The organism is Paenibacillus xylanilyticus (genome assembly GCF_047246825.1).
GTDB classification, from domain to species: domain Bacteria; phylum Bacillota; class Bacilli; order Paenibacillales; family Paenibacillaceae; genus Paenibacillus; species Paenibacillus xylanilyticus_B.
In genome coordinates this window covers 214070-234673 of sequence record NZ_JBFOLB010000005.1, presented here as the reverse complement: position 1 = coordinate 234673, position 20604 = coordinate 214070, and the positions used below count along the sequence as shown (strand labels likewise).

Annotated in this window: 17 protein-coding genes; 12 read left to right on the top strand and 5 right to left on the bottom strand. The window is 43.5% G+C overall.

The window, feature by feature from the left end:
• Nucleotides 1–300: 300 nt before the first annotated feature.
• From AB3N00_RS24920 to AB3N00_RS24880, 9 genes are all read left to right on the top strand, one after another.
• Complete coding sequence (locus AB3N00_RS24920) at nt 301–1278, top strand: serine hydrolase domain-containing protein (RefSeq protein WP_413036972.1); 978 nt, start codon at nt 301–303, stop codon at nt 1276–1278.
• A gap of 489 nt (nt 1279–1767) precedes the next feature.
• Nucleotides 1768–2256, top strand: a complete 489-nt coding sequence (locus tag AB3N00_RS24915; protein ID WP_413036971.1) for an immunity protein YezG family protein — start codon at nt 1768–1770, stop codon at nt 2254–2256.
• Nucleotides 2257–2840: 584 nt separating this feature from the next.
• Nucleotides 2841–6863, top strand: coding sequence for an S-layer homology domain-containing protein (locus AB3N00_RS24910; RefSeq protein WP_413036970.1), 4023 nt, complete (start codon nt 2841–2843; stop codon nt 6861–6863).
• A 378-nt stretch (nt 6864–7241) separates the two neighbouring features.
• Nucleotides 7242–8498, top strand: coding sequence for a hypothetical protein (locus tag AB3N00_RS24905; RefSeq protein ID WP_413036969.1), 1257 nt, complete (start codon nt 7242–7244; stop codon nt 8496–8498).
• A gap of 359 nt (nt 8499–8857) precedes the next feature.
• Entirely contained in the window at nt 8858–9256 is a 399-nt protein-coding gene (locus AB3N00_RS24900; protein WP_413036968.1) for a GNAT family N-acetyltransferase, read from the top strand.
• Between the two features lie 219 nt (nt 9257–9475).
• Nucleotides 9476–9688: an IS3 family transposase gene (locus AB3N00_RS24895; RefSeq protein WP_413037012.1), complete on the top strand. Its 213-nt coding sequence runs from the start codon at nt 9476–9478 to the stop codon at nt 9686–9688.
• Nucleotides 9622–9864, top strand: a complete 243-nt coding sequence (locus AB3N00_RS24890) for a RepB family plasmid replication initiator protein (protein ID WP_413037011.1) — start codon at nt 9622–9624, stop codon at nt 9862–9864. The genes AB3N00_RS24895 and AB3N00_RS24890 overlap by 67 nt, the downstream gene beginning before the upstream one ends.
• 160 nt (nt 9865–10024) lie before the next feature.
• On the top strand, nt 10025–10234 hold the full coding sequence (locus AB3N00_RS24885; protein ID WP_413036967.1) for a hypothetical protein: 210 nt from the start codon (nt 10025–10027) through the stop codon (nt 10232–10234).
• A 32-nt stretch (nt 10235–10266) separates the two neighbouring features.
• Nucleotides 10267–10437 (top strand): hypothetical protein, encoded by a 171-nt coding sequence (locus AB3N00_RS24880; protein WP_413036966.1) that lies wholly within the window; start codon nt 10267–10269, stop codon nt 10435–10437.
• Nucleotides 10438–11877: 1440 nt separating this feature from the next.
• Here the strand turns inward: AB3N00_RS24880 and AB3N00_RS24875 are convergent.
• From AB3N00_RS24875 to loaP, 5 genes are all read right to left on the bottom strand, one after another.
• The gene (locus AB3N00_RS24875; RefSeq protein WP_413036965.1) at nt 11878–12636 is read right to left on the bottom strand and encodes an arylamine N-acetyltransferase family protein; all 759 of its coding nucleotides are present in this window, start codon (nt 12634–12636) and stop codon (nt 11878–11880) included.
• Between the two features lie 162 nt (nt 12637–12798).
• A complete protein-coding gene (locus tag AB3N00_RS24870; RefSeq protein WP_413036964.1) occupies nt 12799–13209 on the bottom strand; it encodes a zinc ribbon domain-containing protein in 411 nt (136 codons plus the stop codon).
• Nucleotides 13210–13768: 559 nt separating this feature from the next.
• Nucleotides 13769–13990 carry a hypothetical protein gene (locus tag AB3N00_RS24865; RefSeq protein ID WP_413036963.1) on the bottom strand — a complete coding sequence of 74 codons (222 nt, stop codon included), beginning with the start codon at nt 13988–13990 and terminating at the stop codon, nt 13769–13771.
• 168 nt (nt 13991–14158) lie between these two features.
• Nucleotides 14159–14341, bottom strand: coding sequence for a hypothetical protein (locus AB3N00_RS24860; protein ID WP_413036962.1), 183 nt, complete (start codon nt 14339–14341; stop codon nt 14159–14161).
• 100 nt (nt 14342–14441) lie between these two features.
• Nucleotides 14442–14996 (bottom strand): antiterminator LoaP, encoded by a 555-nt coding sequence (gene loaP / locus AB3N00_RS24855; RefSeq protein WP_413036961.1) that lies wholly within the window; start codon nt 14994–14996, stop codon nt 14442–14444.
• Nucleotides 14997–15348: 352 nt separating this feature from the next.
• Here loaP and AB3N00_RS24850 point away from each other — a divergent pair, with 352 nt between their 5' ends.
• The 3 genes from AB3N00_RS24850 to fabD all read left to right on the top strand — a co-directional run bounded on the left by AB3N00_RS24850 (nt 15349) and on the right by fabD (nt 20275).
• Complete coding sequence (locus AB3N00_RS24850) at nt 15349–16080, top strand: 4'-phosphopantetheinyl transferase family protein (protein WP_413036960.1); 732 nt, start codon at nt 15349–15351, stop codon at nt 16078–16080.
• A gap of 90 nt (nt 16081–16170) precedes the next feature.
• Nucleotides 16171–16851 (top strand): MBL fold metallo-hydrolase, encoded by a 681-nt coding sequence (locus tag AB3N00_RS24845; protein WP_413036959.1) that lies wholly within the window; start codon nt 16171–16173, stop codon nt 16849–16851.
• A 37-nt stretch (nt 16852–16888) separates the two neighbouring features.
• Complete coding sequence (fabD, locus tag AB3N00_RS24840; RefSeq protein ID WP_413036958.1) at nt 16889–20275, top strand: ACP S-malonyltransferase; 3387 nt, start codon at nt 16889–16891, stop codon at nt 20273–20275.
• The last annotated feature ends 329 nt before the right edge of the window (nt 20276–20604 follow it).

Sequence of the window (20604 nt, the reverse complement as noted above, 5' to 3'; positions counted from 1 at the left end):
GCGAATATTGCTGGAAAACATAGATCATTCTTCAGATTTATAGACTGTGTAGAATTCTTACTATTGGAGAACGAATCATATTCTTACCTTATTACTGAGGGCCATTTAGTTCTGGTCCTCTTTTCTTTGTGGCTTAACTGAACGTTGCTGAAATAATAATACACGAAGAGTCAAGAATTTCGTTCATCCAGTCCTTTAGTGAATTTCCTCGTAATATTGATGATGCGACTATCGCAATAAATTTTAGTTCATAATATGCTCTTCTTAGACATGGATGTATTATTTGAGAGGAGAAAAACTATGAGTGTAGGAATTACAGATTTCGAAAGTATTATCAAAGCAGGCTATGCTAATATCACTGGTATTGTCGTAATGCAGGCCGGAGAAAAGGTATATGAAGGTTATTTCGACGGCCACACCGCTGAAGATACTATTCATATTGCATCCGTGACAAAGAGTGTTGTTTCTACACTGATTGGTATTGCCATAGATAAAGGCTATATCGAAAGCATAGACCAAAAAGTATTGGAATTTTTTCCTGATTACAAGATCAAGCGCGGTGAAAAAACGATACAGCATGTCACAATAAAACACATTCTCACAATGACAGCACCACACAAGTACAAGTCGGAGCCATACACAAAGGTTTATACAAGCAAGGATTGGACAAAAGCTGCACTGGACTTCTTAGGCGGTAAAAGCGCTATTGGAGTGTTTAAATATTCCACCATCGGCATTCAGATTTTATCAGGAATACTCACAAATGCGACAGACCAACCGGTGCTTGATTTTGCCACAGAGAATTTGTTTAGCCCACTTGGAATTAAAGCACCTCACAATACGAATGTAAATCGCAAAGAGGAGTATTTTGCGCTTCTTAAGGATAGGCATGTTCAAGGTTGGGTGGTTGATCCCAAAGGCACGAATACTGCTGGTTGGGGACTTACCTTATCACCACGGGATATGGCAAAAATCGGTCAGCTATACTTAAGCGGAGGGAATTGGAACGGCAAGAAACTTCTATCCTCTCAATGGATTAAAGACAGTACCCAAGAAAACAGTCGATGGGGAGAGTTACCATACGGATATCTATGGTGGATTGTTGGCAATAAGGAAGAAGGTTGTTATACAGCTTTGGGCGATGGTGGAAACGCGATTTTTGTATCTACAAAGCATAATATGGTGGTTGCTATCGCCTCTCGTTTTATGCCACGTGCGAAAAATAGAATTGAATTGATTGTAAAACATATTGTACCGTTATTTACTGATAATCATTGAAGTGGCTTATGTATATAGGCAATGAAAAACCTCGAGACTCTCAATTCTTGGAATAAACTACTGTGCTTATTATAATTCAGAATCATCCAATCTGTAATATAATAACTTATCGGAGGTTAACTAAATGTTAAAGAGAAAATTATTATGGGCTCTTCCGTTATCTTTGGTACTCGGATCTGTACTGGGAGTATCCATATCACATTCACGATTTGCACCTTTAGTTTTTTGGGGCTTCACTTTAGCTTTTGCGGTACTTGGATTTAGAGCCGGATCCAGAGGTCCCCTCTGGCGTTCTTTAGCTTATACTTGTTATGGAGGAGCAATAACGACCGTGATATTTGGGTTTATTATTATGAATTAATAGATTGAATCCTACCACGTAGCCAAGTTTCATTAATATTCTAGTTTGCTATTAAAAGTTCTGTCTAGCATTGCTAACAAAAAAAGAAGTGCGATCTGCATTTAAAGCGATTCAGGAGGTAGCATTAATTGAAAAAAACACTTAATAATGTATACCGGCAGATAGCTGACACTGTCAATGAAATGATACCGGAGGTTTGGGGTAAGTTTCATTTCTATGCTCAAATCTCTGAAGATGGTGGAGGCACCTATTTTTTTTACCAATCAGAAGAGGACCCGAATAGGTATGTATACAGTCTTGAGATCCCTTTAATGTATCAAGTGAATGAGAGGGAATTCAAATTAAAGAAAAGAAAGCTTCTATTATTTGCAGAAGAAGTTAGAGAAAACTTTAAAATAGAAGGTCAAGATTTATGGTATTCTTTTACTTTAAGTTTAGAAAGGTCAGGAAAATTAAAAGTTCACTTTGATTATACAAAATGGTTTGATACTAATTATAGTTTTAACGACCAACTTATCATTTGGAGTTACAAGTATCTAAATGAGACTCCTCAAGATACAACTGCCCAAAATGTATTATCTAGGTACTTGAAAGAATACCCCGATAATCCAATATAGTTGTTCAGAGCAAAGTACTCACTGGCCGTTCTCCATTTCTGAATTATCTTAGTATAATCGAAATACATATTAATAATGATGTATACTCCTCCAAATCAACAGTACCTAAGACTTAAACGATCTTCATAGAAAAATCCACAACACGCGCGTTCAGCACGTATTGTGGATTTTTGTGTTTATTCCCAAATCGAGAGTAACAGCTTTAAACTACAAAAAATATTGATTTTTATAAGATTCTTTATTCAAGATAAGCAGTTCATTATAAATTATAATTCAATTATAATTAGCAAACCTTGAAACTTTTCAGCTGATTCGAAATTAAGATAGAGTCGCTAAAGATTCACTTACTGATTATATTTAAATTTAAAAAATAACTATTGGAAACAAAGTACAAAGAATGAAAAATATTAATGCATTTCTATTGTTTTTAGTTGAGTAAAGGTCTAATATGAAAGTTACACATGTCTTTTAGACTACATTATAGTATATTGAGGCAAATAGAACTAAGACATATGGACTATGACATATAGATTGGAGGAGTACATACTAGCTTGACTTAAATTCAGATAGAAGGAGTACGTAGAATGAAGAAGAGATTTTCAAAGAAAATGGTTAGCACGGGTCTAGCAGCTGCCATGATGTTAACAAGTGCAGCACCTGTTTTCGGTGCTACAACCACTAGTTTGACTAAAGAAACAACAAGCACGTTAAAAGATATCTCAGGCCACTGGGGTCAGCAGGCCATTGAAGAGTGGAACGATTATGGAATTGTTCAAGGGTATAACGGTAATTTCAGACCTAACGCACCTGTAACGAGAGCTGAATTCTCGAAGATGATTGATAACATTATGAAATACATAGACCAAGGTAGTAATAATTTCTCAGACTTAAATGCAGAGCAATGGTATACCGACGCCATACTTAAGTTGAATAAAGCTGGCGTACTGAATGGTGTCAACGGAAATGCGTTACCGGACAAGACGATTACACGTCAGGAAGCGTCAGTACTACTAGCTGGAGCTTTCCAGACAAGTGACAGTCAAAATCCTGTTACGTTTAGTGATAGTGATCAAATTGCTGAATGGGCAAAAGAATCCGTACAAAGTCTGGTTTCAGCATCCGTCATTGGTGGCCGTCCAGATGGTTCATTCGGTCCACAAGCCAGTCTTACCCGTGCGGAAGCGGTCACGCTGTTTGATCACCTTATTCAAACCCTAATTACCACAAAGGGGACCTACACACAAGATGTGCAAGGAAACGTGGTAGTCAATACGCCAGATGTGACTCTAAAGGATATGACCATCTCCGGGGATCTGTACGTGACCCAAGGGGTTGGGGAAGGCGAAGTTACTTTGGATAATGTGAAGATTAAAGGTAACGTTCACGTTCAAGGCGGCGGGGAACACTCCATTATCTTCAATAACGTAACTGTGCAGGGTGCACTTGTAGTGAATAAATACAATGGCCAAGTACGCATTTTGGCTACAGGTAGTACGTCTGTTTCTTTAACCGTACTTGAGAGTGGTGCTTTAGTCGTTACGAAGAACCTCACGGGTGGAGGTTTCGAAACGGTTGAGATCCCAGCAAATATTTTAGCAGGTCAGGAAATCAAACTGGATGGTAACTTTAATAAAGTCGTGAACCACGCTGCAGATGTTAAAATTACAGCCAATGGAACGATCAAGGAATTTACAGCTGAAGTGGATACGCAGATTACCGGTAATGTCAGCATAGATAAGGCTTCTGGCCATTCGAATGTTTTGGTTAACGGTGCAGCACCTACGCCATCTGCAGGTACTACGGCACCAAGCACGGGCACAAGTACAGGATCAACGGGAAGCGGAAATACAGGAGATAGCAATTCAGGCGGAGGAAATTCGGGAGGATCTACACCAGGAAACGGTAATCAGAATATTGCTGTGTCTGGCGTGAACGTCTCTCCCGCTTCGGTTTCCCTGGTTACGGGTCAGACTAAACAACTTTCAGCAACCGTTACACCACTGAGTGCGACAAACTCCAAAGTGAGTTGGAAAGTTGCAGAAGATAGCTCTTCTGTTCTAAGTGTATCGGATACGGGGTTAGTTACTGCTCTCCATGCAGGTACAGGGAAGGTCATCGCAACGACAGAAGAGGGTGGGTTTACTTCTACTGCAACGATAACCGTGACGGAACCTTCTCTTGGTCTTGAGCTTTCTAAATATGATGGATTAACTGCGGATCCAGCAGCTGAAGTCGATGAGGAAACAAAAGCAAATAGTGAGGCCGTATCGATCGCGAGCAATGGGAAATCCATGATTCAAGACAATCACTATGACGTTGCTGTAACGGCATCACAAGCATTACAGGGAACTGTCACGTCTTCCGTGTATACCGTAGTTTCGTTAACGGATGCAAGCGGGAGCCCATTAACCGATGTTTCCGGTGTGCAAGTGACTGTAGACGGGCAACCGTACACCCCTGAATTTGGAGCAGGGCTGAACCAGGCAAACGAAGCGAGTTTCCTGCTAAAACTGAACATGAATCAACCGGAGCACATTGAAGAACATCAGTTAGTGATTTCACAAGAAGGCTATTCAGAAACATCTATGACAATCACATTCCGGCCAAATGGAACGGTTTCCTTAAATACCATTGGGTCAATTACGGGTGACGAAAAGATTGGATCCGAGTTAACTGCAGGATTAGTTCAATATGATGGTGATCCTGTGAATCAGGAGTTAACTTACCAATGGTATCGTTCTGATTCGGAAAGCGGGCTGTACAGTGCAATCAATGGCGCTACACTGTCTACCTATACGTTAACGGAAGCTGACAGTGGGAAATATATTCGGGTAAACACTTCTGCAGATGAAGTTCAAGTGAGTGGTTCAGCACTCAGTGCAGCGTTTGGACCTGTTCAAACATTAGTAAGCGCAGATGAGATCTTTGCTGCGGTAGAGAAGACTTTCCTTGGGGCTAATTCGGATCAGAACAATATTGTAGGAAGCTTATCTTTGCCTACTACCATGGCTGCTTATCCAGGGGTAGTCATCACGTGGTCAACGAGTGATGAAACAGTAATAACAAACCGTGGGGCGGTCACAAGAAACGAAAATGAAGACAAATTCGTAAAATTGACTGCTGTGCTTAGTGGTAGCGCTATTGGTACTCGCGAGTATGATCTAACGGTGAGAGCGGTCGGCACTGATAATGTGGGGATTGACGGTTACATTGATCGATATTTCGTAGATGGTTACCCTCAAGCTTATATTAAAAATGGTACGATTCATGTGAAGTACGCTCTCAACTCACCTGCGGAAGTATACATGGTCGTCAATGTCATTAATGGGAACTGGAAATCGGATGTAAAATCTATACTTGAAGGACATTCCGGTGAAAATAATAAAATTATCTATGTAGATGGATGGCCATACTTCCAATTGAATGCGGATCAAGTGAACAAAATCCAGGATTTTGACACAGGTGTTAATATCACACGTGACAGTACTTCAGAAGCCAAAGTGGAATTTGTTATTGTAGATTCATCTAACCAATACACATCTAGCGCAGTGACCCGAATTCAATTCGATCAGGCGGTTGTAGGTAGTTTGGATACGCAGCCTCCTATGACGTATACCAAGTATATTAACGATGCCCTAAATTCCATTTATATCTATTACAACGAGATACTTGATCTTAGTAGTGTTCCTTCTGCACAGGATTTTACCTTAAGTGCAGGTCAAGTGCAGTCCGTAAGCATATTTAACACGGGTAAAACATCAGGGTCACAACCTTCATACGTTAAGCTAATGGTTAGCGGCATTACAGAAAACGATTTGGCTATGTTAAAGGTTAGCTATAACGGTACGGCGATTCAGGATATTAGTGATGCAAAAAATAAAGCACAAAGCTACTCTAATGCTGCAATCTTATCTCTAAGTCCAAAGTTTACTGAGGTTACGCTGAGTTCAGATCGACGCACCGTTTTGGCGAAGATCGAACCGGGTTGGGATCCATATGTAAATCCTAGTTTCAACACGGATGATGCTTCTAAGGCGCGCTTTGCGATGCAAATTGCCAATGTGGATTACCAGCCAAACACGATAAGATACAGTTACAGTACATCGTATATATCTTATACGCTCAAATTTGATACGCCGCTTCCACAGGGAGATGCAAAGCTTAAATTTAATTCGAATGGGGTAGTGGATTGGGCCAATGACACATATCCATCGGAGATCGTATTTGAATCTATTTCACAACTTCCTGATTCAGGAACACCAACGGCAAGCTATTCCCAATCAAGTGGAAAAGTTCTTCTCTCCTTTGCGAATGGTTTCCAATTAGATAGTTCTTCCACTACAGCTGCTGGCTTAACGTTAAAGGTGGATGGAGTAGAATATGCCCTTCGTGGTTACTTGTTGTCTCTTAACTGGAATAGTAAAAATCAGATCTATATCGACCTTAATGACCCATATGCTTGGAAGTTTAAACAAGCGGTAGATCAAGGTAGCGATATTCAAGTGAAATATGTGAAAGTGAATCAAGAAGATCAGCAACAGATGTCGGATATCGCGGGCGCGTTGGTCCCTGATTTCGATTACATTCAAGTAACTAAGCAACCATAAGAAACAAACCAAAAAAGAAGCGACGATAGTTTGAATGTCGCTTCTTTTTATATTGAATCATTAGATCGATTCATACCAAACAGACTAGTTTTGGTATGAAGAGAATGATAGTTCTTTACCCGATTTTTTAGCAATGATATAATGCAGTTAATATGAAAAACGTTTGATTTTCTTCGCACTCATATAATTTGCGAAGACGGGGTTATGCTTGAAATGCATTATTTCAGATACTGTATTCGGATGGTAACAAGGTCCCACGACAGGACTGTACTTTTATCATCGGATATGCCAAGGAGACACATTCTACTAATGGAATGTGTCTTTTTTCGTTTTTGACTTCTTATCTAGGAGAATACATAACTAATTTGGAGGTATATGATGAGACTTCGCAGACTTAGAAACATGGATGGATGGTATGAGATCATGTCTATATGCCCGATTTGTGGTCACAAAGGATGGTGTGCCATCAACAAGGAACAAACAATTGTACATTGCATGAGAGTTCCATCGGACCATTATTTTAACTCCAATATGGGAAGGCAATTTCGTCACGAATTAGTTCCTGGTTCCATTCCAAGCCATGAAAAAATTGAAATTGAGCAAGTCGATACCGTTGATAAAAAAAACAATGCGCATTTGAATCGCGTATACCGAGCATTGACCAAAGAACTGTGCATTTCAGTAGCTCATGAGAATCATTTGAGAGGAGAACGGAAAATGTCAGATGATACGATTTGTGTTCGAGAGTATCGAACCATGCCAGAAAGTGAGCGTTGGACGATTGCTAAAGAAGTAGGCAAACGACTAAATTCAGATTCTGATCTGCTTGGAGTACCAGGATTCTTTGTTCAAGAAGGCAAATATGGCCCGTATTGGACAATGTCCGGTTACAGTGGATTAATGGTCCCGTTTCGTTCTATCCAAAATGAAATTACGGGTTGGCAAATTCGAGTAGACTCTCCTCCTTTGGAATTGGATTTAAAGGGAGCAGTACAAGGCATGATCAAAAAGGAGATTGAAAAAGACCATATGGGTAACCGACGCGCGCTCTGTGAATTAACCGTGGGCGGAAAGGAGCTGGAAGTTCAGTTAACTGTAAAAGACAAAAAAGTTTGCATGCAGGATGATCAGTTCATATTCAGTGTTGAGTTGAAGCAAGCACAGCGTTACTGGTGGTGGAGTAGTGGATCAAAAACCAGTGGGGCTTCTATAGGAGGACCGATTCCATATCACTTGGCTCTACCTTCGCCTTGTTTGAGTTACTGGAAGTCTGATAACGATCCTGCATCGTTAATCGACTGCACCGAAGTTTGGGTGACGGAAGGTGCCTTGAAGGCAGATAAGACCGCTGATGGTCTTCTAAAGCCAGTATTTGGCCTTCCCGGCGTTGGTTCTTATCCAATTATAATAGAACCGCTCAAAGAGCTAGGGTGTAAGCATGTTGTCATTGCATTTGATGCAGATAGTGTGAAAACACCAGAAGTTCAGCACGCATTAGAACTTTGTGCAGAGTACTTTGCTGCCAATACAGATATGAAACTGAGTCTCGCCATGTGGGATATCTCACTTGGTAAAGGAATCGATGATCTCCTTGATCAGGGCTATATCCCTCAGGTTTCTTTATTAGTGGAGTAATTGTTGCTGGTTCATTATACGTCATAAACATAATCCTTTAGGTTTATCGAAAAAATTTATAATGTTTTCAACAGAAAATTTGGAGTGGACAACTCAGTGATTCAACCTCATAAATTCACTAGATGGCTTCAGTGATTGTAAGCAGCTGATCATTCTGATCTACTACTATTGTTTCGTGAATAATATTAGGATGGCAGCCGATCGTAACGATCGGCTGTTTGTTTATTAGCCATGTGAGCAGAATTCACAAAGACTGATTGAGTATAAAATGGACTATTAAAATTATTTGAAATTGGACCTTAAAACTTTGGTTTTTTTTGTATATATTAAGTGAAAATCAAGAATATGAGGGGATATACATGGAGATAGTGTATAAAATTAATACGCCGCTTTGCTCTGACGAAGTTTCAAAATTGTTTAAAAGTTCTGGAATTAAACGTCCAGTAGATAACTTGGAACGAATTCAAAAAATGATTGAAAATGCAAATGTTATTATTTCTGCATGGGAAGGTGTAAAACTAGTAGGGATTGCAAGAGCAATTACAGATTTCTCTTATTGTTGCTATTTATCAGATTTAGCGGTGAGTAAGGAATATCAGAGAACAGGTATTGGAAAGGAGCTCGTTAGATGTTTGCAAGATCATTTAGGAGAAGAAGTAGCTTTATTGTTACTCTCTGCACCGACTGCTATGGAATATTATCCTCTGCTAGGCTTTGAGCAAACGGAGAAGGCATTCCTAATACCAAGAGTAAAGTAACCTGTCCCTGCTATACCATTTGGAAGACAGGCTAATAAATAATTCATTAGGGGAACATATGTGGGGTATTAAATGCGACACGTTTAGATATTCAAAATAAATCTCAGGTACAAGTGTGGGCAGCCAAAGCGAAACAAGGAATGAGTACGCCATGGTCTGGTTTGGCTCTTGAAGTTAGCTGCGGTTTCCCGATCGGGTTATTACAAGTGGAGAAAAAGCATAGCAGCGGCAAAAGAGCGTAGACACAAGGAACATGAACTAGAATCCCATTTGCTTGCCATCCATCGCGTGCATCCTTACTTTGGTTATCTTCGAATGACACTAGCTTTACGGCGGGAGGGCCTTCGAGTCAACCATAAAAAGGTATACCGATTAATGAATCTCGAATCCATCCAGAAGACACAGTATTCAAGACGCACATTTTCCAAGTAAAGGATATTGCTGAGAAGCTTGATATACCAGAAAAGAACTTCTATAAACGAGTTAGTGAGTTTGTTAGTCGACTGCAGGATAAGAAAGTGGTCATTAAAGAGAAGAGTATGAATTCGACCCTGTCTGCCCATTGGTTGGCTGCAGCGCGCTACTGTCACGGTAAAGGCAATGATTGAACTTGAAGTTTCCGAAATGCTGCGGCCTTACCTGTTGCAGCTTCAATAAAATTTCACAAAATTCAAGCTTTGGAACGTGCTTTATCTGAAGAGCTTTTACTCTTCTAAACTATATAAGCTGCTGAAACAGTATCTTCCCCTCCAAAAGCGCAAGTTTACGATGGAGCAACTTCGAGACAAGCTGGAGATCGATGAAGGGAAATATGTAAGGTACAGTCATCTTAAAAATCGGATTTTGTTGTCAGCACAGGAGGAACTGGAGGCTAAAACCGATATTAAATTCACCTTTGAAGAGGTAAAACAAGGAGCGAAGGTTGTAGGGATCGTGTTCCACATCTTCCCCAATCATAACAAGAACACAATACTTTAAATGATGGCGAATATATTGATCAAGAGGATACAGTGGAATTGCTTGCCCGGTTTGAAATCAAGAAAAAATTGGCTAAAGAACTTGTAACAAAAGTTGGTGAACAGCATATACGTGAGAACATCAAGTACGTTTTTGAAAAGAAACCAAATATAGAAGTGAGTAATATGGCCGAATATATTATCCGAGCTATTGAAGAAAATTAAGCCGATATACAAAGGCCATATGTCCGGAAGAGGATGAGAATAGTAAGACTTCTATTCCGATGTTGAATGAAAGAATATCAAGACAAATTGTCTTTTTTAATGAATGTAAAAAGTCGGGTTTCAGACGGAACGTGATGGTACCCGTGAGATGTTATCTAAAATTATGATTGAGCTTCACCAGGTACACGAGGAGAGAATACTTTGCAACCAGCGACCATTAGAGGAGGAAGACTTCTATCATGCATACGTGAAAGAAGCATTTCGCTTCCTGATGGTACAAATGAATTCTCAGTTGGAATTAGAATTGAATTAAAAACTTCGACCCTACCATTGTTGTGGTGAGGTCGATGTTTTTTAATTCATGAGAAATGCTGTAAATGTATCTAATGCTAAGGATAGTATAAGATATTAATAGTACTGGGCTAAGCAAAGAGAAGGGCAAGGAATTATAAAAATTAGCTCAAGAAGGGAAGTCTCTATCAGTACGAGTGTCTACCTCAATTGCACTTAAACGGTTGAACCTTCGTATACCGAACGGTACGTAAAGTGGTGGAAATCGGGTACTCAACGAATGGGTAGCCTCCCATCCGATTCTCCATTTGAAATATCAGTCAGTCCAAGATTCTAATTTCCCATTATAGAAGTATAGGTAGGTGCTTTCGTATACCCATTGCTCGCTCCTTAGATTGGTATTGTTGTGTGAGTTTATTCTGCTCACTCCTGGATCATATGTTTTGAAAAACAAACTTTTCGATTCTATTGTTGTTAATTATCCTCCTTTATCAATTCCACTTTATAAATAAGGAAAAATATTACAAATGTAATGATTTCCATATTTGTCGAGAAAGTAAAAGAAGAGACGTTGTAATATGAAGTGTGACCTTTGGAAATAAATAAAAAGGGGCCCATGGCCGGATTCGTGTAGAATGCAAGTTCTCACACCCCATTCTCACAAGGAGAATCCACCATGAGCTACACACTTCTTAGCATAATCGAGCGCAGCAAACTAGAAATCCTCCAAGGTTGCAGGTGTATTTCACAGATCCACAGAATAATTTAGTATAATCGTCGAGCGAGAGAATGATTTTATCATTATCTCGCTTTTTTATACTTCTTTTAAAGTTAAATAACCAAAAAAAACCGCAACCTCGGTAAAATGTTTGTATCTCTACAAACTCCGAAAGGTGGCGGTTCCATGAAAAAATGTGCTCGATTTCAGATATGACATGTCAGGTTAGGAAGCCCCGACATCATAGTCAAGAATGTCACCGGGTGGGTGATCTTTCAGGATTTCGAAGGCCGGGAAATTTGAGTGGCTATGGATTTGATGGAAGTAACAGGCGAGAAATCGCCAAAAAACAATAAAGCTCACTGGGGCATTGAAGTTTATTCTCTGGATTAACCATATAATAATGTACTTGACGTGAAGAAGACTTGAAATTACAAGTTTAATTGAAAGTGCTCCCAAACAATCTCTGGAATCTTATCTTTTTCTATTTTTTGTTTTGTTTTTTCTGTACCATTTACTACGATAAACGTATTTCCTAACAGGGTGACTCGACCGTTTTCCTTTACTCGCGATAAGAAATACTCTCTGTTTAGCACAGACTCAGGAGATGTTTCAGCCTGAACACAAATTGAGTTTAACTTATCTAAACTCCAGTTGTTCAGAGATTTTTCAAAGCGATATTGAGTTTCCCATTCTTCGTCAGTCTTTTTTTGTAAAAAGAACATTGATTGAGTGTCATCTTTCATTACTCGGTAAATCCCATTAATATCGACGACTTCATCTCCATTTAAAGGAATAGGTAGTCGTGGGCAAATACCTGCAAAGCCAACATCTACTAAATACTCCTTATTTTCTAGAGTAACAACTAGGAACATGTGAGCGTTCTCAGGCGCCCAGATTCCATTCCCCACATATACAGTGCCTGTCATTATACTAGGTTTAAAACCTAGTTCCTCTAACAGAAAGAAGAATAGTCCATTTAGCTCATAACATATGCCACCTCGTTGCTCAAATACAATTTTCTTATATAAAGATTCTTTCTGTAAGGAGAGAGGTTTCTTTTTAAGAATATCCAGATTCTCGAAGAACACGTTCAGGACGTGCTGTTGTTGGAGATAGGACAAAAAATCTAGATTCAGTTCAATTTTCTTTGAGGCTTGGATCCGATTTAAATATTTTTGGATGTCCATTCTTGTCACCTACTTCAATAAATTAGGGTTTAATCAGACACTAGCTTAGAATCTCTATGATGATATCCCTGACCATCTTACAAAAATAAGATTCTCTACTTAGCATTTGAAAATATTACGCTGAATAACTGGAGAAAAATCGTACGACGTATTTCTAAGAGATTACTTAGTGAAGACATAACTAACGTTTGAAGTCAGAGCTTCTTGGGAACTACCCAGACTTGCTTCAGTTGGCGGATATCCGAGGCAACGGTTAGGTTTATCGGCCAAGCGATACCCACATTTCTTCCCGTTCGACGTTTGGTCTATCCCAACGGTAAGGCTAATTAGCCGTAGGCCCTCGGCTCGAATGTTCAAGCTCGCGTTGACGTTCCTGTTTTGATGAACCCCGCAGTTTGGACAGCTCCACTCCCGGATATGTAATCCTTTCTTTCTATCCTGGTGTTCGCAAGCATAGCAGTTCTGGCTGGAGGGAAACCAGCGTATGATCGGGATTACTTGTTTCCCGTTCACTCGGCTTTGTAGCTCACTTCCTCGGGGCTGACTATGTAACTTAATTCGCACCGGCTCCATTTTTCGTAGCTTGAAATACCGAGCGTTCACCAAGGCAATCGTCCCGTTTTGATTATTCGTGGTTTAGGACTCTATCGATTCTTATGGGATTTCCACTTAAGAAAACGATAGTCAGTTGTTTGAAGAATTGTTGGTACGCCTTGTTCAAGCCACGCGTTAGAGAGTGCCAAGCTGTCGACTTCTTTCAAAAAAGGAAACTCCGTTTTATACCGAGCAGGTGTAGGGAACTTGATTTTCTTGCCGGTTACCTGGATCCTTTTGTTCGATTCGATTCGGTCGTTTAGAATGAGGTTGTAAATTTTCATATATCAGGGAATAAAAAGTGATAAACTCTTTAATTGATCATAATGATATAGATTACCAATATGCCAAATTATAGTATAATATAATATAAAGACCTAATTTATTCAAGACAAATAAAAAAACTTCTTTTCTAAGAATAGGTGATAGTTGATAGAAAGGGTGAAATACCTCGACTTAACTAACGTTTGAAGTCGGAGCTTCTTGGGAATAACCCAAACTTGCTCCAGATGGCGTACATCCGAGGTAGCGATTAAATTTATCGACCAAGCGATTCCATGTCTGCGGTTCGACGTCCGTTTAATTCGGAGGACGCCCAGTTCATTTGCTTCTGCCCTTCGGCTCGAATATTCAAACTCCCGTTAACGTTCTGGTCATGATGAACGCCGCAGCTTGGAAGCTCTACTCCCGGATATGTGTCCTTTCTTTCCAGCCCGGTGTCCCCAACGGAGGAGATCTGAATAGAGGGGCTACCCCCCAATGGGGATCACTTGTTTCCCGTACCACTCTACTTTATAGGTCATTTTAACAAGAAGCTAGACCAAGTGACATCGTGCACGGAGCCAGCCAAGCCGCGATTTCGTATCATGCTTTGAGTATTCAGCGACTCGATAAAGATTATCGTTGTATCCGAAACACATAAGATGGATCAAACCCAGATCCATCCCGATGGTGGAGCCAGTTTTTGGCTTCGGATGCCTTTCGGTTTCGCCAAAATGGAGACACCGATGCTGCTTTGTAAATTGACGTCGACTTGATGATTCTCTGGGGCTGTCGATGTAACTTGCTGCGCACCGGCTCCATTTTTGACAACTACCGACCGAGAAGTCAATACGCCAAACGGATCTTCAGTACGATGATCTGCTAGTCATAACAGCCCGAGCAGCGTTTTAAAGAAACATCCCAGTTCAGGGAAGGTACTGGGATGTTTGTTACGTGGTTTTTTGTAGCTGCGGGATACAAGGGGAGAGAATCTCCACGCCTAAGTCGAAGACCTTCTCGGCACCCATGAAGTTGAGGTGGATTTTCGCCCGTTTTTTGTGGCGGTCTATTTTAGTGATGATGCCTTCCATACCCTGCAGCGGGCCGGAGGTTACGGATACACGTGAATTTTCTATGTAGATGCTCGAATAGTCAACGATCTCTCCGTCTCCGATCAACTTCAAGATCAGCGACATCTCGATCTCGTCAATTTTGGAATAATAGGTTCCTTCTTCTTTGGAGTAGATTTTGCCTTGGCTGAGCAGCTTGTAGCACTTGGGAATTTTTTTCAAGGTGTGAAAAACTTCATCGGTCATACGGGTCTTGATCAACACATAGCCGGGGAACATTTTCTTCAGCACGTGCTTGACAGCGCCTGCCTTCTTTTCGGGGACTCTGCGTTTCGGTACGATAGAGTGGAGGGATGTTTCATCAAAGTACAGGTTCAGGAATTTTTGCACCACCTCTTCTTGACCGGATTCAACGAATAGTACGTACCAATTCAAAATCTACATCCCCTAACTTATGTATTTGATTAAACAATAAGTATATTTTACAACAATATACCATATATTATTTGCCCAAATCTACCAATACTTGGGGGCCTTCGAATGGATAGGTCTCTGGTAATAAATTCTTGACGAATAAAGTTGAATGGGGGTAGTATTAAGCTGTCTTAGAGTAATGGGTTATGTTGTTAATTTTGTAAGTACATTGATCTAGTATTTGGTTGAATTTTTAGAAAATCCCTAAGCTAATTTAATCGATGTTTCGGCACGTTGAAGGAACTTAGGGTATCATATGGAAACGCATTGAGAGGAAGGAGCCATAGGTGAAGTGTGTCTTCCGGAGAGCTTTGTGCAGGGACTTGACGTGCGGGGGGAAAAGGATTCGCACATCGCTTGGCTGAGCGTTTGCTGTGCGAAATCTGCGGCAGAGTATCAGGCCACGATTCCGCTCCTGCATCCGAACGAGCTTGCGTTTTATGAAGGGCTGCATTTTGAGCGGCGTATTACCAGCTATCTGGCCGGACGCTATGCGGCCAAGCGAGCGGTGGCGGTCTCTGTGCAGGAAGAAGATCTGGATCGGATATGGATTGATCGGGGGATTCTTCACCAGCCGCTGGTCGTACACCCTGCTGCTCTCAACCTGATGGTGAGTATCTCTCATTGCGATGAGTTGGGGGCGGCGCTCGTGTTTCAAGAAGCGCTGCCGATGGGGCTGGATGTAGAGCAGATCCGTCCGGCTCGACAAGCCGTACTAGCGGCTCAGATGACGGAGCGGGAACGCGAGTGGATCGGGGCCATGACGGGGGCTGAGGCTCTCTTGATGACGCTGTATTGGTCGGCCAAGGAGGCCTTGTCTAAAGTCTTAAAAACTGGCCTTGCGGTGCCGTTCGAGTTTTTGGAGATCACAGGGCTGAAACAACAGGGAACCGCTTGGGTGGCGGCTTACACTCATTTTCCGCAGTACCGAGTTGCGGGCTGGGTCGTAGGGGAACACGTCTTTGCGATCGCTTATCCCAAGGACTGCCGTTTGAACTTGGAGACTGTGTGGAATCTGTTGTGCAAGGTTGAAAAAATTATATAAAATAGCCAAAGCAAGCACAAAAAAGTAGCGGAACCCGTTCCGCTACTTTTTTGTGCTTGCTTTTTAGTATTTGAAGAGAGGGGAGGAAGGATGAAGCGGAGCTATGAGTTGCACCCGTTGAAGGTGGAGTTTTTGTTCATGAAAAATTATGCGTACATACTTGTAGACAAAACTACCCGGCAGGCGGCAGTTGTGGACCCGGCTTGGGACTTGGAGTTGATCGATGGGGTGCTTCGCTCATTGGAGGCGGAATTGGCTTGTATCCTGCTGACACATTCGCATCATGATCATGTCAACAAGGTGGAGCCGTTGTTGGATCTCTACCCGATGGCGCGGGTGTACATGTCAGTCAAGGAGATCGATGCTTACGGGTTTGCATGTCGAAATCTGCATCCGTTTGAGGAGGGGGAGACGATCCGACTGGGAGAGACGCCTATCACCTGCATGCTCACGCCAGGGCACACGGCCGGCGGGGCTTGTTTCCGACTCACAGACGATCTGATTACGGGTGATACGGTGTTTATTGAAGGTTGCGGCGTCTGCGATGGGGCTGGAAGTTCCCCTGAGCAGATGTATGACAGTTTTCAGAGAATTCGCAAGTCCATTCCCCCTCATGTGCGGGTGTTTCCAGGACATTCTTTTGGCAAGGAGCCGGGCATGGCGTTTCGGGATGTCCTGGAGCACAATATCTATTTTCAGATTGAGCAAAAAGAGCATTTTGTCCAGTTTCGGATGCGCAAGAATCAAGGGAACTTGTTCAATTTTAAATAAAATGTAGGAAAACGATTTGCGTTCAGGGGGGACATAGATGGGCAAGCCGGTTGTGTTTCTTTTCTCCGGGCAGGGTTCTCAGTTTTACCAGATGAGCCAAGGGATCTATGAGGAGGTATCTGAGTTTCGCAATTGGATGAACAAGTTGGACGAGATAGTGACGCCACTCGTCGGAGAGTCGGTGCTAGCGCATCTGTATGCGGAGAACAAGCGTCGAGACGAGCCGTTTAAAAGGACGCTACTGACCCACCCTGCGATCTTCATGGTTGAATATGCGCTGGCGCATGCGTTGATGGACCGCGGGGTCAAGCCAGATGCGGTCCTTGGCAGCAGCATGGGCGAGTTCGCGGCGGCAGCTGTGGCAGGTGTGCTCGATGTGGAGGTCGCGTTGGAGCTAGTGGTGGAACAGGCCAAGGCGTTTGAGGCTACCTGTCTCCCCGGCGGGATGATCGGGATTCTACAGGAGCCGAGTCTTTACGACAGGATGCCGCTCTTGCATCAGAACACGGAGATGGCGTCGATTAATTCGGACGCACATTTTGTGGTGTCCGGCCCTGAGGCGATCCTGCCGAGTATCGGGGAGGTATTACGGAAGAAAGGCATCGCCTATCAGATTCTACCAGTTTCCTTTGCATACCATTCCTCATGGATTGATCCAGCAGCCTCTTTCTATGTGGCGCGGCTGCACGGGCTCTCGTATCGCCAGCCTCGGATACGTTTTTATTCAGGGGTGACCGGGCGGCGGGAGGTAGCGCTGAGGAGCGAATATTTCTGGAAAGTGGCTCGACATCCGATTCGCTTTGCCGAAGCAGTGCAGGAGCTGGAGCAGGGAGACGATTGCCTGTACGTGGACTTGGGTCCTTCGGGAACGCTGGCCAATCTGGCTAAGCGGAATTTTAAACAGGATTCGCTATCGCAAAGCTATGCGGTCCTCACGCCGTATCAACAGGATTTGAAGAATTTCAACAAGGTTTGCGAACAACTGGAGCAACTCATTTCATCGCCCATCAGAAAGGGAGGACAACCTATGAAAGCATACGTGTTTCCTGGACAAGGTTCTCAGCATAAAGGCATGGGAGGTACACTGTTTGACGAGTTTACAGATTTGATTGAACAAGCGGATGAGATCTTAGGCTATTCGATTAAAAGACTGTGCTTGGAGGACCCGGATAATCAGCTAGGCCAGACGCAGTACACGCAGCCAGCTCTGTATGTGGTCAGCGCACTGAGTTTTCTCAAGAAGGTGCAGGAGACTGGAAACAAGCCGGATTATGTGGCCGGGCATAGCTTGGGTGAATACAATGCGCTGTTTGCGGCAGGAGCGTTTGATTTTTCTACCGGTCTGCGGATGGTCAAGAAGCGTGGGGAATTGATGAGTCTTGTGAGTGGTGGGGGTATGGCTGCGGTGATCGGGTTTACAGTGGAGCAGATCGACCGGGTTCTAATGGAGAACGGGCTGGACGCGATCGACATCGCCAACCATAATTCACCGGACCAGATCGTCATCGCGGGCTTAAAGACAGATATCCTGCGCGCGCAGCCGTTTTTTGAGGAGGCGGGCGTGGGAATGTACATTCCGCTTAATGTGAGCGGTGCTTTCCATTCCCGGTATATGGCGGAGAGCAAGCGAAGTTTTGAGACGTATCTGGAATCGTTTGAATTTTCAAAACTGGAGATTCCGGTCATCTCGAACATTTATGCGCGTCCGTATAAGCAACGGCAGGTGAAGAATAACTTGGTGCAGCAGATTGTGTCTCCGGTCAAGTGGACTGACAGTATACGCTATCTTATGGGCCTTGGGGAAATAGAGATCGAAGAGCTGGGACCAGGAAATGTCCTGACCAAGCTCGTCACTACGATTCGCCGCAAAGCGGACCCGCTTGTTATTGAGCTGGAATCCGATGACGCGGAGGAGGCTGAAGAGGCGGTGCTAGTGGCTGAGTTGGCATCTGTGATTGTACCTGAAATGTCTGTCGCTGAGGTGTCTGTCGCTGTTGCAGCGCCTGCTCTGCCTCCGGTGGAGGTCGTGTCGGTGAGGGAAGAAGCGAGCGAGCTGGTCGTTCGTGAGTCAAGAAGGGCGAACACGGCAGAATCGTTGGGTGATGAGGAGTTCAAGAGGGATTATAACTTGAAGTATGCCTATGTCACGGGTTCGATGTATCGCTGCGTTGCTTCTGAGCGCTTGGTCATTCAGGTAGGCAAGGCAGGCATGCTGGGCTTCTACGGGACTGGTGGCATGAAGCTGGAACAGATCGAACAGGCGATCCGCACCATTCAGCAGGCGTTGACGCATGGTGAGTCGTATGGCATGAATCTGCTGCATAACCAAGGCAACCCATCGATGGAGGAGAAGACGGTCGATCTCTTCCTGCGCACCGGCGTGCGGAACGTGGAGGCAAGCGCCTACATGGCGGTAAACTCCGCATTAGTCCGCTACCGGGCGAAAGGGCTGAAACGATCGGTAGAAGGCGGCGTGATCGTCGAAAACCGTATCCTCGCCAAAATCTCGCGCCCGGAGGTTGCTGAGGCGTTTCTGAGCCCGGCACCGGAGCGCATTGTCGACAAGCTGTTGCTGGAACAGAGGATCACACGTGAGGAAGCGGATTTGCTCCTGGAAGTTCCAATGGCGGATGACATCACCGTCGAGGCCGATTCCGGCGGACATACCGATCAGGGGGTCTCATCCGTGCTGCTGCCGTCAATCGTTCGGTTGCGTGATGAGTTGATGACCAAATACGGATACAAAAAGAAGATTCGCGTGGGAGCGGCAGGCGGCATCGGCACCCCGGAAGCGGCAATGGCGGCAATCATGCTCGGGGCGGATTATCTCGTGACCGGCTCGATCAACCAATGCACGGTGGAAGCACAGACATCCGAGTCGGTGAAGGATCTGTTGCAGGAGATGAACGTACAGGACACGGCCTATGCGCCGGCGGGGGACATGTTTGAGATCGGTGCTCGCGTGCAGGTTTTGAAAAAAGGCGTCTTTTTTCCTGCCCGTGCGAACAAGCTCTACGATCTCTACCGCCAGTTCAACTCGCTGGAGGAGATTGATGAGAAGACCCGCCGCATTTTGCAAGAGCGTTACTTCAAGCGCAGTTTCGACGAGGTCTACCGTGAAGTGCAAGCCTATGTTACCCCGCAGGAAATCGAGAAAGCAGAACGCAATCCTAAGCACAAGATGGCGCTGATCTTCAAATGGTATTTTGGCTATTCGTCGCGTATGGCGCTCAGCGGGGACGCTGAGTACACGGTGGATTATCAGGTGCATTGCGGCCCGGCCTTGGGGGCGTTCAATCGCTGGGTGAAAGGCACGCCGTTGGAAAGCTGGAGAGCGCGCCATGTCGATGTGATTGGAAAAAAACTGATGCGCGAAACGGCAGACCTGCTAAACCAGCGCTTCTCTGAACTGGTTGGATTGTAAACAAATTGTCCAGAGGGATGATGTCATGTCACTGATTCGGATGAACTGGAGATTCTCTTGTCTATAACGGCTGACGGTGAACGTCCAGATTGTCGCCGTCTGTATTTCATAAAAAACGTCTCCGATTCTTTCGAAATGACACGTAGGGTGTGGAAGGGACTAACCAGCGGGTCAGAAACTCAGACGCGTACCGGGGGAACAGAATTTTTTGTAGACAATGCTACAGGTATGAAAAGAATCTCCCCGTTGAATCCCTATGATCCATTAACCAGGGGCATGCCGGAAAGTCCAGTCCCTAATTCAGATTTAAAAGAGCAAATTTACTAAAA